Consider the following 14,010-nt stretch of genomic DNA (forward strand, 5'->3'; position numbering starts at 1 on the left):
GGGCCTCCAGGCGGTTGCGTTCTGACCCACAACGCTCGCGATGGGAGGCAGGAACGCGCGGGGGTGGCCGAAAGAACCGACCTCCGACGCGCGGTTCGACCTCCTACGCGCGAATCGACGCGTGGCGAGAGGTGGGGTCGGGGATGCGCGGGACGGGCTCATCCCTCCACGCGCGAACGGGGCCCGCGCCGCCCCGGCACGGACCCCGTCTGCTGCAGGGACTAGCGGCTCGTGGCCAACGAGTCGTAGCTCCCCGCTGCCACGCTCACGGGTGCACCCGTGACCGGAGTGGGACGTCCCAGGGAACGGACGGTCCACCCCGCCTTGACCCAGTCGGCGACCGGGAGGCAGTTGCGCGCGTCGATGACCTGCCGACGCCCGACGAGGTCGCCGAGCACCGCCGGGTCGGCCCCGATGATGTCGTCCCACTCGGTGAGCACGAGCACCACGTCGGCGCCGTCGAGCGCGTCCGGCATCGACGTCGTGTAGCTCAGCGTCGGGAAGGAGCGCTTCGCGGTCTCCATCGCCTCGGGGTCCCAGATCGTGACCTGGGCGCCGCGCAGGTGCAGCGCCGCGGCGACGTTGAGCGCCGGGGAGTCCCGCACGTCGTCGGTGAGGGGCTTGAACGCCGCGCCGATGACCGCGATGCGGCGGTTCAGCACCGATCCCCCGGCGGAGTCGATCGCCATGTCGATGACCCGCTGGCGCTGGCCCATGTTGATCTCGTCGACCTGCTGCATGAGCCCGACGACCCGGCCGGCGCCGAGCTCGTTCGCGCGGTGCATGAGCGCGCGGATGTCCTTCGGCAGGCAGCCGCCGCCGAAGCCGACACCGGCGTTCAGGAACTTCCGCCCGATGCGGTCGTCGTGGCCCAGGGCGTCCGCGAGCGTGGTGACGTCGGCACCGGTGATGGCGCACATCTCCGAGATCGCGTTGATGAACGAGATCTTCGTGGCGAGGAACGCGTTCGCGCTGACCTTCACGAGCTCGGCGGTCGGCAGGTCCGTCGTGATGACCGGGGTGCCCTCGCTGATCGGTGCGGCGTAGACCTCGCGGATCACGGCGTCGGCGGCTTCGGACGCGCCACCCCAGACCAGGCGGTCCGGGTGCAGGGTGTCCTGGACGGCCTTGCCCTCACGGAGGAACTCGGGGTTCCAGATGAGCTCGGCGTCGATCCCCGCCGGGGCGAACTCGCGGACGATGCCGCGCAGTCGGGCGGCCGTGCCGACCGGGACCGTCGACTTGCCGACGATGAGGCCCGGGTGGGTGAGGTTCTCGGCGACCCCCCGGGTGGCGCTCTCGACGTAGGACAGGTTCGCAGCGTGCGAGCCGGCCTTCTGCGGGGTGCCGACACACACGAAGTGAACGTCAGCAGCCGCCACGGCCGAGGCGATGTCCGCCGTGAACCGGAGCTTGCCGCTGGCGACGTGCTTGGTGATGAGCTCGGGCAGCCCGGGCTCGTAGAACGGGACCTCGCCGGCGGAGAGCGCCGCGAGCTTGGCCGGGTCGACGTCCACGCCGATGGTCTCGAAGCCCATCTCGGCCATGGCGGCGGCGTGCGTGGCGCCGAGGTACCCGGTGCCGATCACGCTGATGACGGGTGCCGGACGGACGTCGGCGGCGGACTGTGTCTTCTTCGGAGCACTCACTGGGTGACCTCCTGCAGGTCGTAGTCGATGTCGGTGCGCCCGATGCCGTCCCGGAAGGCCTGGAGGCTGTCGGAGCGCGAGTTGAGGCGCCAGTCGTTGGTGGAGCGGACACCGTCCACCACCGAGGTCGCGACCTCGGAGAAGTACGAGAACCCGATGACGTCGGCGTTCGCGGGATCGGCGAGGGCGTCGAACAGCGAGCCGAACCACTTCGACTTCTGTCCGTTCGACACGGCCGTCCCGGTCTCGGTGGCGCCGATCTCGCTGAGCAGGATCTTCTTGCCCGGCGCGACCTGGCGGAGCTGGGCGACCGTGGCGCCGAAGGTGTTGGCGTAGGTCGGCTGCTCGGTGGCGGACCGGTAGTAGCCGCTCATGCCGACCCAGTCGACGTAGTCCGCGCCCGGGTAGTAGTTCCGCATGTAGTCGAGCGTCTGGTACGCCTGGTTGCCGAGCTTGTCGATGCGGCTCGGGGCCCAGTTCCAGATGACGTAGTCGTTCGCGCCGTTCGCCTGGAAGACGTCGTGCACGTGCTGCCACATCGCGACGTAGGACCCGGCGGCGTTCGCGGGCTTGCCGTTCGCGCCGGTGCCCTCGGACCAGTTGTACCAGGAGCCGTTCATCTCGTGGTCGAGCCGGATGACCATCGGCTGCCCGTTGGCCTTGAGCGCCTGGGCGTACTTGGTCAGGTAGGCGTCGAACGCGCCGCTGGTCACGTCCTGGTTCGAGTACCCCGGGACCACGGTGACGTCGTTGCCGGTCGTCGCCGGCCGGGTCTCCCACGTCATGAGCGGCACGCGACCGTTCGCCCACGCGCGCTGCACGGCGTTGGCGTTGAAGTCCTGGTCGAAGCCCTGGAAGAACCCGACCATGTTCGTGGCCTTGCCGGCGGCCTGGGAGACCTGGTCGTACTCGGCCCAGTTGAACGGCGACTGCGCGGTGTAGAGCCCGTACCAGCGGGTCGGCTGGGACAGGATCTGCTGCTTCGTCGGCACGGCGACCGGTGTGGGCGCCGGGTCCTTCGACGGGCCGGTGACGGGCTTGGTGACGGCACCGTGCGATCCGGAACCCGATCCGCCGGACGAGGACGAGCCTCCCGACCGGTTGGCGGACGCGGCGCCGGCTGCCGAGGCGGACCCGCCGGACGCGGCAGCGGCCTTGGCCGAACCGAGCTCGGACTGCAGCGAGGAGATCTGGGCCCGCAGCTGGGTCAGCTGGTCACCCCGCGAGCCGGACTGGGCGTTCGTGGACTTGAGCTGTCCCTCGAGCTTCCAGATCTGCTGCTGTGCGGCGGTCAGCTTGGCCTGCAGGACCTCCGGGTCAGCGGCCTTCTCGGACGAGGTCTCGACGCCGAGCGCCTTGTGGACCGCGGTGGAGACGGGGCTCGACGGGGAGATCCAGACGGACCAGGTGATCAGGCCGAGCGCGACGACGATGGCGGTGGTGCCGACGGCGGTGCGCTTGGCGTGCTTGCTGGACGGGGCCCACCAGGTGCGGGTGGAGCGGAAGAGATCAGACAATGAGGAACGCCTCCAGGGCGAACACGGCGAACCCGATGCAGTACGGGATGGCCGCGTAGGGGTTGTAGCGACGGACCTTGACGGGCTTCGGAGCGGCAGCAGCAGCGGGAGCCGCGGACACGGCCGCCGGGTTCCGTCGGGTGGCCAGGACGGTCGCGGTCGAGTTGGTGCTCACGTCGAGCTCCGACGCCGACCGACCCGCGGTCGGACCGAACAGGTCGTCGAACGCGCGGTCGGCCGCGGCCTGCTCGTCGGTGACCGGCTCGTGGTGCACGCGGTCGATCGGACTGACGGGCGTCTGCGTGCCCTGGGCGACCGGCTGCGCGGGGTCCTCCTCCATCGGGCCGCCGGCGTAGGCACCGGCGCGGGTCCCCCAGCCGCTCGCGTGAGCCAGGCGGAAGAACCCGATCAGACGGATCGGCATGAGGAAGAACGTCGACACGATGATGAACATCGGCAGGCGGAAGAAGTCGCTCGGCTTCTCGGCCAGGTGACGCATCTGCCGGATCGCCATGCTCAGCACGCTGGAGACGACCATCAGGCCGGCGACGTAGACGAAGCCGGTCGAGAACCCGTACTGGTGCAGGATCCCCTGGTACAGGTTCTCGCCCTGCCCCGTGACCGCGCGGTAGATCCAGCCGGCGATCACGCCGAAGAGCATGAACGGCAGGATGATGTCGGTGATGAAGAACAGCGCCAGCACCGGGGCGTGGCCGAGCATCCAGGGCAGCATCCGCAGCGTGTTGTACTGCGACCCGCGGGCCCAGCGGAGCTGCTGCTTGAACAGCTTCTTCACCTGCAGCGGAGCGTCCGTGTAGACCAGCGACGTGTACTGGTAGACGGTCCGGTAGCCCTCCTTCAGCGTGAGGTTCGTCAGCGTCCGGTCGTCGGACACCTCGAGGAACACGCCCATGAACTTCTCGTGCATGAAGCGGTCCATCACGCGCATCAGGATGTCCCGGCGGAAGGCGATGGTGCGCCCGGGCAGGCAGCCGATCTGGCCGAGGACGCTCTGCGCGGGCATCGAGTACAGCGCGCGGGAGTTCTCCAGCCAGTCCGCCCAGCGGGTGATCCACGAGCGGTTCGGCTCGAGGATGCGCTGCCGGGTGGTGACACCACCGACCGACTCGTCCGCGAACGGCTTGAGGAGCTCCTCGAGCGCGCCGGGCGTCCACACGGTGTCGGAGTCGACCAGGACGGTGATGTCGCCGGTGGACATCTCGGTGCCGACCTTGACGGCGTTCCGCTTGCCGGGGATCGGGGTGTGCGTCCAGCGGACGAGCGGGGCGAACTCGTCGCAGACGGCCTCGAGGGCCTCGTTGCGGGCGCCGTTGATGACGACGATGATCTCGCCCGGGCGCTGCTCGACCATGCGGCCGATGACGTCCCGGAAGAGGTCGAGCGGCTCGTCCACCACGGGGACGACGACACTCGTCGTCCCGGTGTACGTGCCGGTGAAGGGGCGGTAGCGGGCGGACAGGACGACCTTGAGCAACCAGAGCAACCAGATCACCATGGAGTACACGGCGAAGAGGTAGAACTCGGGGTGCCCGTCGACCATCTGCCTGATCTGCAGAATGAAGGTGAACATCGATCCCTGCTGCAACGTTCGGGGTGGAGATTCCGCGTCATCGGGAAATCGGGGTCGGTTCGGGTGGCACCATTCATGCACCTCGCAGGGACCAGGTGCAACGTGGCCCCCGCGCGGGGGCGTTTCGGATTCGTTACGGGGTACACCCTGGTCCCCCGCGCGGTCCACACCGGCTGTCCCCCCGGGTGCTGACAGCAGTTGGGTGGACCGCGCCATCCGGCGGTTCGGGCGCGTCCTGCCTGCTGGACGGACGGGAGGCCCGACCTGCGCGGCATGAGAACCCCCGGTCAGCAGACGGTCAGGTCCTGAATGGCGGCACAGCGATCAGGCCCGTCGCGTCGTCGGCGGGGGTGTCCGTAACGGCTCGGTAACGGCAGAGGCCGACGCGGTCGACGGGGTACAACGCCTCGACTTCGGGGGACGGCCGCCGACACGCAGAATTAACCTCCGACGACCTGTCACCTTCGTCGCGAGATACGCGTCCCGGGCGTGTCGTCCGGGTGGTACCGGGACGGAAATGCCTGGTGAGCGCCTCAGACGGTGCCGTAGAACTCCCGCTCGAACACCTGTCGGGCCCGCCGCGTGACGCCGAGGTAGTCCTCTTCCAGCTGTGATGCCGAGCCCGGCGGGTACTCCATCAGCCGTGCGACGCCCTCGAGCTGGATCCGGTCGACGGGGAGCACGTCCGTCGTCTTGCCGGACCACAGGACGAGCGCACTGCGCGTCCGCGAGGCGAAGCGCCAGGCAGCGGCGAGGCGTTCGCCGTCCTCGGGCGCGACGAGCCCCTCGGCGACGGCGCCGTCGAGCGCGTCGAGCGTCGAGGTCGTCCGGAGCGCGGGGACGCGGAGGGCATCCTGCAGTTGCAGCAGCTGAACGAACCACTCGACGTCGCTGAGCGACCCACGACCGAGCTTCAGGTGTCGGGCCGGGTCGGCGCCGCGGGGCAGGCGTTCGGACTCGACGCGGGCCTTGATCCGACGGACCTCGCGCACCTCGCGCTCCTCGATCGACGCCGGGTAGCGCGTCCGGTCCGCCAGGTGCTCGAAGTCGCGGAGCAGGGCCGCGTCGCCGACCGCGCCGCGGGCCCGCAGCAGCGCCTGGGCCTCCCACGTCAGGGACCAGCGGGCGTAGTACGCGCCGTAGGACTCGAGCGTGCGGACGACCGGGCCGTTCTTCCCCTCGGGGCGGAGGTCGATGTCGAGGTCGAACGGGTAGATCGAGTCCTCGGTCAGGCGGGACAGGTCGCGGACGATCCCCTGGGCTGCCCGCGAGGCCGTCTCGGGCGGCAGGTCGAGGGCGCGGTACACGTACAGCACGTCGGCGTCCGAGCCGAAGCCGAGTTCACGGCCGCCGAAGCGACCCATCGCGATCACCCCGAACTCGAGCTCGGCGGGGGTGTCCCGCCGAGCCAGGTCGAGCGCGCCGGTGAGCGTGGCCTCGGTGATGTCGCTCAGTGCGGGGCCGAGCTGGTCGACGTCGAGCCGACCGAGGACGGCCGCCATGCCGAGGCGCAGGGTCTCGCGCCGCCGGACCGACCGCAGGAGCGATGCTGCGGCGTCGACGTCGTCGCCGTGCCGGGCCGTCGTCGCGCGGACCTCGGACAGCAGCGCGGCGATCGGGCGCGGGGCCAGCAGGGTCTCCGGTTCGTCGAGCCACGCGACGGCCTCGGGGAAGCGTTCGAGCAGGCCTGACAGGAACGCCGACTCCGACAGCACCGTCGTCAGGCTGTGGGCGGCACCGGACGAGTCCCGGAGCATGCGGAGGAACCAGCTCGACTCGCCGAGGGTGTCGCTGAGCCGGCGGAACGCGAGCAGTGCCCGGTCCGGTGCGGGTCCCTCGGCCATCCACCGCAGCAGCACCGGCAGCAGGTTCCGTTGGATCGACGCGCGACGGCTGGTCCCCTGCGTCAGTGCCCGGATGTGTCGCAGCGCGCCGTCGGGGTCGACGAAGCCGATCGCGCCGAGGCGGTCGCTCGCCTGGTCGTTCGTGAGCACGACGCCGCCGTCCGACGCCGCGACCGCCGACAGCAGCGGTCGGTAGAACAGGCGCTCGTGCAGCCCGCGCACCTCGAGCTTGACGGCGCGCCAGCGGGCTTCGAGGGCAGCGGCACCCGTGGCCAGTCCGCTCGACCGGGCGAGCACCCGCAGCTCGTCCTCGTCGGCGGGCATCAGGTGCGTGCGTTGCAGACGCCGGAGTTGGATGCGGTGCTCGAGCACGCGCAGCAACGCGTAGTCGGGACCGAAGCGCGCCGCCTCGGGTCGGCCGACGTAGCCCGCCTCGGTCAGCGCGTCCATCGCCTCGAGCGTGGAGCGCACCCGGACCCGCTCGTCGTCCTGCCCGTGCACGAGCTGCAGCAGCTGCACGGTGAACTCCACGTCGCGCAGCCCACCGGGACCGAGCTTGAGCTGCCGGTCGACCTCGGCGTCGGGGATGTTCTCCGTCACACGCTCCCGCATGCGCTGCACGGACTCGACGAACCCGGGCCGCTTCGACGAGCGCCACACGAAGGGGGCGACGGCCGCAGCGTAGCGCTCCCCCAGGTCGCGCGACCCGGCGATCGGCCGCGCCTTGAGCAGCGCCTGGAACTCCCACTCACGCGCCCACCGCTCGTAGTACGCGACGTGCGAGTCGAGCGTCCGGACGAGCGCGCCGTCCTTGCCCTCGGGGCGCAGGTTCGCGTCGACCTCCCAGAGCCCGGGTTCGGCGGCCAGGTCGGTGATGACGTGGGTGGCGTTGATCGCGATCCGGGTGGCGATCCGGACGGCCCTGTCGGTGTCGACGGCGTCGGTCGGCTCGGTGACGAAGATGACGTCGACGTCGCTGACGTAGTTGAGCTCCCGCGCGCCGGCCTTGCCCATCGCGATCACCGACAGCGGGGTCGCCGCGACCTGGTCTGCCGGGAACGGGACCTCGCGCCGGGCGACGTCGACCGCGACGTCGAGCGCTGCCCCGGCCAGGTCCGCCAGCCCCGCGGCGACGGCCGGGAACGCCAGGGTCGGTGACGTGTGCAGCACGTCGAACAGGGCGATCTGCGCCAGGTGCCGTCGGTACCGCACCCGCAGGCGCATCCGGGCGGCTTCGTCCACGGCGTCGTCCACGGCCTCGGTCAACGAGGCGTTGTACGCGTCCTGGGACCAGGGCGCGAGGACGGGTTCGAGCAGGAGCGCGAGTTCGGCCGGTCGCCGCTGCAGGAACTCCCCGAGGCCGACCGAGGCGCCGAGCAGCCGGACCAGGCGCTCGGTGGCGGCCTGATCAGCGAGGACCGGGCGCATCTGCTCGGGGTGGGCCTCGAGCAGCCGTTCCAGCCGGCGGAGCGCGCCGTCCGGGTCAGCGGTCGTCTCCCACAGCGCCGGCCACTCGGCAGCGGACACGTGCAGCAGGTCGCCGTTGTTGTCCTGCAGGCGCGAGAGTCGGTCGAGGCTCTCCGACAGCTCGGCGAAGCCCAACCGGGCGAGCTCCGAACGCGACGTCTTCGTCCTGCCGGTCATCTGACTGCTACAGCATCCCCAGGTTGGTGTCGAGCTCGAACGGCGTGACCTGGTCGCGGTAGCGCTTCCACTCCTGCCGCTTGTTGAGGAGCACGAAGTTGAACACCTGCTCGCCGAGGGTCTCCGCCACGAGCTCGGAGTCCTCCATCAGCGACAGCGCGTGGTCGAGGCTGGCCGGGAGCTGCGCGTACCCGAGGGCCTTGCGCTCGCTGTCCGACAGGCTCCAGACGTTGTCCTCGGCCTCGGGCGGCAGCTCGTAGCCCTCTTCGATGCCCTTGAGTCCGGCCGCCAGCAGCAGCGAGTACGCCAGGTACGGGTTCGCCGCCGAGTCGATGCCGCGGTACTCGATGCGCGAGGACTGGCCCTTGTTGGGCTTGTACAGCGGCACACGGACCAGGGCCGACCGGTTGTTGTGGCCCCACGTCACGAACGAGGGGGCTTCGTCGCCGCCCCACAGTCGCTTGTAGGAGTTGACGAACTGGTTCGTGACCGCGGTGATCTCCGGCGCGTGCTTGAGCACCCCGGCGATGAACTGCTTGGCGGTCGTGGAGAGCTGGTACTCGCCGCCGGGCTCGTAGAAGGCGTTCTGGTCGCCCTCGAACAGCGAGACGTGCGTGTGCATGCCGGAACCAGGCTGCCCGGAGATCGGCTTCGGCATGAACGTCGCGTACACGCCCTGCTCGATCGCGACTTCCTTCACGACCGTGCGGAAGGTCATGATGTTGTCCGCCATGGTGAGGGCATCGGCGTAGCGCAGGTCGATCTCGTTCTGCCCGGGGCCGGCCTCGTGGTGGCTGAACTCGACCGAGATGCCGAGGTCCTCGAGCATGCGCACGGCCCGACGGCGGAAGTCGTGGGCGCTGCCGCCGGGGACGTTGTCGAAGTAGCCGGCCTGGTCGACGGGCTTCGGGCCGCCGTCCTTCCAGTCACGGTCCTTGAGCAGGTAGAACTCGATCTCGGGGTGCGTGTAGAAGGTGAAGCCACGCTCACTCGCGCGGGCCAGCGTGCGCTTGAGCACGTTGCGCGGATCGGCCACGGCGGGCTGCCCGTCGGGCGTGGCGATGTCGCAGAACATCCGCGCGGTCGGGTCGATCTCGCCGCGCCACGGCAGGATCTGGAACGTCGAGGGGTCCGGGTGCGCGAGCACGTCGGCCTCGTAGGAGCGGCTCAGGCCCTCGATCGCGGAGCCGTCGAAGCCGATGCCCTCGGCGAACGCGCCCTCGACCTCGGCCGGGGCGATCGCGACCGACTTCAGGGTCCCGATGACGTCCGTGAACCAGAGTCGGATGAACTTGATGCCCCGCTCCTCGATGGTGCGGAGCACGAAGTCCGTCTGCTTGTCCATGCACGCCCTTTCCGCGTTCCACCACGGCCGCCCGGCGACCGCTCTCCCAGGCTAGTGCCCCACGGGCCGGCTCAGGACTCCTCGTCCCACTTCTCGTTGTTGGCCTGGATGCGCTCCAGGGCGTGCTCCGCTTCCTCACGGGTCTCGAACGGCCCGATGCGGTCGCGCTGCTGGGACTGCGGGCCCTGTTCGACCGTGTGGGTCTTGTCGTTGAACCACCACTGGGACTCGATGCGTTCGTCGCTCATGCCCCAGACGCTACGCCCGCGGTCCGAGCCCTGATCGCATCGCGCCCATGATCAGCACAGGCTCGACCGGATCGCCGCCCTAGGCTCCGAATGTGAAATACTCCTCCACGTCCACATCCACTGCCAGGACACGCTTCCTGACCGCCGCCGGCGTCGCCGGTCTCACGATGGCCACGCTCGCCGTCGGTCTCCCTGCCGCCGCTCAGGCCGCTCCCGCGGCCGCTCCTTCGATCACCAGTGTCGGAGGCGACCGGGTCGAAGACCACGTCACGGACGAGACGGACGGGTCCAAGACCCACTACGGCACCGCGTTCTTCCACGGGGGCACGCCGCAGGTCGTCGTCGCGGTCGACGCGAGTCAGACCGCGGGGCGCCTCGAGGTGCGTGACACCGACTCGGGCGCGCTGATCTGCTCCACCGACGTCCCGGCTGTCGGCGGCAACCGCTCGTGCGCGCCGACCGCGCCCCTGGCGTACGGGTCCGTCACTGAGTTGGCAGCCACCGTCGTCACGGGTGACTCGACGTCGGCGCCGTCCGACACCGTCTCGGCTCAGCGGCTGCTCGAGGACACGACCTTCGTGCTCGACCGGTCCGACGCTGCGGCACGCACGGCCTCGGTCTCGGGCGTCGGGTCGCCCGAAGTGCCCTACGTCATCACGGCCGACGACCGGCAGGTCGCGTCCGGCACCACCGGGGCCGACGGTTCGTGGCACGAGGACCTGACCGACGTCCCGGGCGGTGCCACACTCGTGGTGCAGATGCAGGTCGGCGCTTCCGGCACCGGCGCGCACCTGACCCTGCCGTCCCAGGGCGTCGGAGCACCGGCCGCACCCGTGGTACATGACGTCACCATCGACTGGACCGGAACGCTCCTCGGCTCCGCGCGGACCACGTCCAAGGGCCTGATCACGGTCTGGGACGCCGACGGCAAGCAGGTCAGCGGCACCTCGGGCACCTCCGACCCCGCTGGCGCCGACGTCAAGTTCGCCGTCACCCGCGCCGTCAAGGGCGCCACCTACACCGTCAAGCTCACCGACGGCGACCGCAGCTCCCAGACCACCTTCACCGCACCCGGAGGCGGGAGCGACGGCGGCACCGGTGGCGGCGCGGGTGGCGGGACCGGCGGCAGCGCGGGTGGCGGGACCGGCGGCAGCACGGGTGGCGGGACCGGCGGCAGCGACTCCACCGAGCTCACCGCGCCCGAGGTCCGCGACGTGTCCATCGACGCCAACGGCATCCTGACCGGCATCGCCCGGACCACCTCGAAGGGCCTGGTCACGGTCGAGGACGCTGACGGCAAGCAGGTCAGCGGCACCAACGGCACCTCGAACCCGACCGGTGGCGACATCCGCTTCAGCCTCGTCCGCCCGGCCGAGGGCGCCACCTACACGGTCAAGCTCACCGACGGCGACCGCACCGCCGAGACCACCTTCACCGCACCCGTACGTGACACCGTCGCACTGGAGGGCACGGTGTCGATCGACTCCTTCGACCCTGCCACCGGGACGGCGCACCTGTCCGGTACCGCGACGAAGGACATCCGCTTCCTGGTGAACGCCTACCGCGACGGGCACAGTGTCGGCGGTCGTGTCGACGACCAGTCCGAGTCGGACGGCACATGGACAACGCAGCTCCGCGGTGTGCGGGAAGGCGACCTCGTCCGTGTCCGTCTCATCCACGGGGACGAACAGAAGACGATCGAACGCACCATCCAGTAGCGACCACGCATCGACACGACCGCTCGCCTCGTCACCAGCCGGTGGCGGTCGAGCGTCGCTGCATGGAGGCCCGGTGCCGGTCCGCCGGACCCGCACCGGGCCTCCAGGCGGTCACCGTGCGCGGTCCGGCGCGGTCGCCCGCGCCCCGCCCGACGGCCTGACTAGACTCGTGCGCATGCCCCGGGACGAACACGGACACCTGACCGCCGGCCGGATCTCCCCGCAGCGGCCCGTCCCGAAGGACGTCGAGCGTCCCGAGTACGTCGGCCGGGTCGAGCCCCACGAGCACGGACTGGGCGACACGTACACGCCGGACGAGGTCGAGCTGATCCGCACCGCGGGCCGCATCGCGTCGCAGGCGATCGACGCCGTCGGGGCCGCGATCCGCCCGGGCGTCACGACCGACGAGCTCGACCGCATCGGGCACGAGTTCGTCGTCTCGCACGGCGCCTACCCCTCCACGCTCGGCTACCGCGGGTACCCGAAGTCGCTGTGCTCGAGCGTCAACGAGGTGATCTGCCACGGCATCCCGGACGACACCGTGCTGCAGGACGGCGACATCGTGAACATCGACATCACCGCCTACAAGGACGGCATGCACGGTGACACGAACCGCACGTTCGTCGTCGGGACGGCTGCGCCCGCGGTGCAGGACCTGGTCGACCGCACGCGCACCGCGATGGAACGCGGCATCAAGGCGGTCGCGCCCGGTCGGCAGGTGAACGTCATCGGTCGCGCGATCGAGTCGTACGCGGCACGCTTCGGGTACGGCGTCGTCCGCGACTACACCGGGCACGGCGTCGGGCGGGCGTTCCACTCCGGGCTGATCATCCCGCACCACGACGCACCCCAGTACGACACCGTCATCGAGCAGGGCATGGTGTTCACCATCGAGCCGATGCTCACCCTCGGCGGGATCGAGGCCGACATCTGGGCTGACGACTGGACCGTCAGCACCCGCGACAAGTCCTGGACTGCACAGTTCGAACAGACCCTCGTCGTCACGGAACGTGGCGCCGAACTCCTCACCGTCTCCTGAAAGGGACTCCAGCACCCATGACCTCACTCGCAGTCGGCGTCGACATCGGCGGTACGGGCATCAAGGGCGCGATCGTCGACACGACGACCGGCGAACTCACCACCGAACGCATCAAGAAGGCCACGCCCGAGGGCGGCAAGCCGCACGACATCGTGGCGGTCGTCGTCGAGATCCTCGACGAGCTCGCTCCGGCGTCGGACGTCCCGGTCGGCGTCTGCTTCCCCGCCATCGTCCGGGACGGCAAGACCATGTCGGCCGCCAACGTCTCGAAGAAGTGGATCGGCTTCGAGGCCGAGGCGCTGTTCGAGAAGGAGCTCGGTCGCTCCATCCACTTCGTCAACGACGCCGACGCCGCCGGGTTCGCCGAGCAGCAGTTCGGCGCCGCGAAGGGCCGTGCGGGACTGGTCGTCATGACGACGCTCGGCACCGGCATCGGCACGGCGCTCATCAACGACGGCGTGCTCATCGTCAACGCGGAGCTCGGCCACCTGGAGATCGACGGGGTGGACTACGAGACGAAGGCGTCCTTCGCGGCGAAGGAACGCGACGAGCTGAGCTGGAAGCACTGGGCGAAGCGGCTGCAGAAGTACTACTCCACGGTCGAGGCGCTGCTCTCGCCGGAGCTGTTCGTCGTGGGCGGCGGCGTGTCGAAGCACCACGAGGAGTTCCTGCCGCTGCTCGACCTGCAGGCGGACATCATCCCTGCGACGCTCCGCAACAACGCCGGCATCATCGGCGCTGCCACCCTCGCCGACACCTCGAAGTAGCGCCGTTCTCGACGGATGCTGCGCGCGTGCGTGGGCCGGTCACGGTTCCAAGACTCGCCGCGTGATCGTCGTCGCGGTTCCGCGTTCGGCCGGTCCGCCGTCTCGAGATGCCGGAATTCTGGAACCTCGGGCGGGCGGGCGAACGGGCGGACGGGCGGACGGGCGGGCGGACGGGCGGGCGGGCGGATGCGCCGGGACGCGAGCGCCCACCGCACCGGTACACTCGGAGCTGCGAACGGGTCGGTGAGACGGTCGCGTCGCTCCCCCGGGAGCGCCGAGGAACGTCCGGGCTCCACAGAGCAGGGCGGTGGGCAACACCCACCCGGAGCAATCCGCGAGACAGTGCCACAGAGAACAGACCGCCGGTGGCGACACCGGTAAGGGTGAAACGGTGGTGTAAGAGACCACCAGGGGTCCGGGTGACCGGATCCGCTCGGTAAACCTCGCCCGGAGCAAGGTCAGACAGAGGACGCTGAGGCTGCTCGCCGAGTCCTCGGGTAGACCGCTGGAGGCCGACGGCAACGTCGGTCCGAGACAGATGGCCGTCACTTCCGCAAGGAAGGACAGAACCCGGCGTACGGCCGGCCCGTTCGCGCACGACCCCGCCACGGATGCGCACCAGCGCAGTCCGAGACGGACAGGAGGCCC

At 70.3% G+C, this 14,010-nt stretch carries 9 protein-coding genes and 1 other RNA gene; 4 read left to right on the plus strand and 6 right to left on the minus strand.

Features of this window, described 5'->3' with window-relative positions:
• Positions 1–221: 221 nt before the first annotated feature.
• From BIU90_RS14965 to BIU90_RS18415, 6 genes are all read right to left on the minus strand, one after another.
• Positions 222–1,649: a UDP-glucose/GDP-mannose dehydrogenase family protein gene (locus BIU90_RS14965; protein WP_071300945.1), complete on the minus strand. Its 1,428-nt coding sequence runs from the start codon at positions 1,647–1,649 to the stop codon at positions 222–224.
• On the minus strand, positions 1,646–3,166 hold the full coding sequence (locus BIU90_RS14970) for a glycoside hydrolase family 26 protein (protein WP_071300946.1): 1,521 nt from the start codon (positions 3,164–3,166) through the stop codon (positions 1,646–1,648). Before BIU90_RS14970 ends, BIU90_RS14965 begins: the two co-directional genes overlap by 4 nt.
• Positions 3,159–4,757, minus strand: a complete 1,599-nt coding sequence (locus BIU90_RS14975; protein WP_071300947.1) for a glycosyltransferase family 2 protein — start codon at positions 4,755–4,757, stop codon at positions 3,159–3,161. Before BIU90_RS14975 ends, BIU90_RS14970 begins: the two co-directional genes overlap by 8 nt.
• 533 nt (positions 4,758–5,290) lie before the next feature.
• A complete protein-coding gene (locus BIU90_RS14980) occupies positions 5,291–8,245 on the minus strand; it encodes a bifunctional [glutamine synthetase] adenylyltransferase/[glutamine synthetase]-adenylyl-L-tyrosine phosphorylase (RefSeq protein ID WP_071300948.1) in 2,955 nt (984 codons plus the stop codon).
• 7 nt (positions 8,246–8,252) lie between these two features.
• A complete protein-coding gene (gene glnA / locus BIU90_RS14985; protein WP_056125102.1) occupies positions 8,253–9,590 on the minus strand; it encodes a type I glutamate--ammonia ligase in 1,338 nt (445 codons plus the stop codon).
• Positions 9,591–9,661: 71 nt separating this feature from the next.
• Positions 9,662–9,838, minus strand: a complete 177-nt coding sequence (locus BIU90_RS18415; RefSeq protein ID WP_139195290.1) for an SPOR domain-containing protein — start codon at positions 9,836–9,838, stop codon at positions 9,662–9,664.
• A gap of 92 nt (positions 9,839–9,930) precedes the next feature.
• Between BIU90_RS18415 and BIU90_RS14990 the strand changes: the two genes are divergently transcribed.
• The 4 genes from BIU90_RS14990 (at position 9,931) to rnpB (ending at position 13,955) form a co-directional block, all read left to right on the plus strand.
• Entirely contained in the window at positions 9,931–11,556 is a 1,626-nt protein-coding gene (locus tag BIU90_RS14990) for a hypothetical protein (RefSeq protein ID WP_139195291.1), read from the plus strand.
• 175 nt (positions 11,557–11,731) lie between these two features.
• Positions 11,732–12,595: a type I methionyl aminopeptidase gene (map, locus tag BIU90_RS14995; protein WP_071300950.1), complete on the plus strand. Its 864-nt coding sequence runs from the start codon at positions 11,732–11,734 to the stop codon at positions 12,593–12,595.
• A 17-nt stretch (positions 12,596–12,612) separates the two neighbouring features.
• Positions 12,613–13,362, plus strand: a complete 750-nt coding sequence (gene ppgK / locus BIU90_RS15000; protein WP_071300951.1) for a polyphosphate--glucose phosphotransferase — start codon at positions 12,613–12,615, stop codon at positions 13,360–13,362.
• A gap of 236 nt (positions 13,363–13,598) precedes the next feature.
• Positions 13,599–13,955, plus strand: an RNA gene (gene rnpB, locus BIU90_RS15005) — RNase P RNA component class A.
• Positions 13,956–14,010 lie beyond the last annotated feature (55 nt).

This window comes from Curtobacterium sp. MCBA15_001 (genome assembly GCF_001864835.1).
Taxonomy (GTDB): domain Bacteria; phylum Actinomycetota; class Actinomycetes; order Actinomycetales; family Microbacteriaceae; genus Curtobacterium.

Bases quoted from the DNA above. Each gene is read 5' to 3' on its own strand.
- BIU90_RS18415 (WP_139195290.1), bottom strand. From the start codon at position 9,838: ATGAGCGACGAACGCATCGAGTCCCAGTGGTGGTTCAACGACAAGACC.
- map (WP_071300950.1), top strand. From the start codon at position 11,732: ATGCCCCGGGACGAACACGGACACCTGACCGCCGGCCGGATCTCCCCG.
- BIU90_RS14975 (WP_071300947.1), bottom strand. From the start codon at position 4,757: ATGTTCACCTTCATTCTGCAGATCAGGCAGATGGTCGACGGGCACCCC.
- ppgK (WP_071300951.1), top strand. From the start codon at position 12,613: ATGACCTCACTCGCAGTCGGCGTCGACATCGGCGGTACGGGCATCAAG.
- glnA (WP_056125102.1), bottom strand. From the start codon at position 9,590: ATGGACAAGCAGACGGACTTCGTGCTCCGCACCATCGAGGAGCGGGGC.
- BIU90_RS14980 (WP_071300948.1), bottom strand. From the start codon at position 8,245: ATGACCGGCAGGACGAAGACGTCGCGTTCGGAGCTCGCCCGGTTGGGC.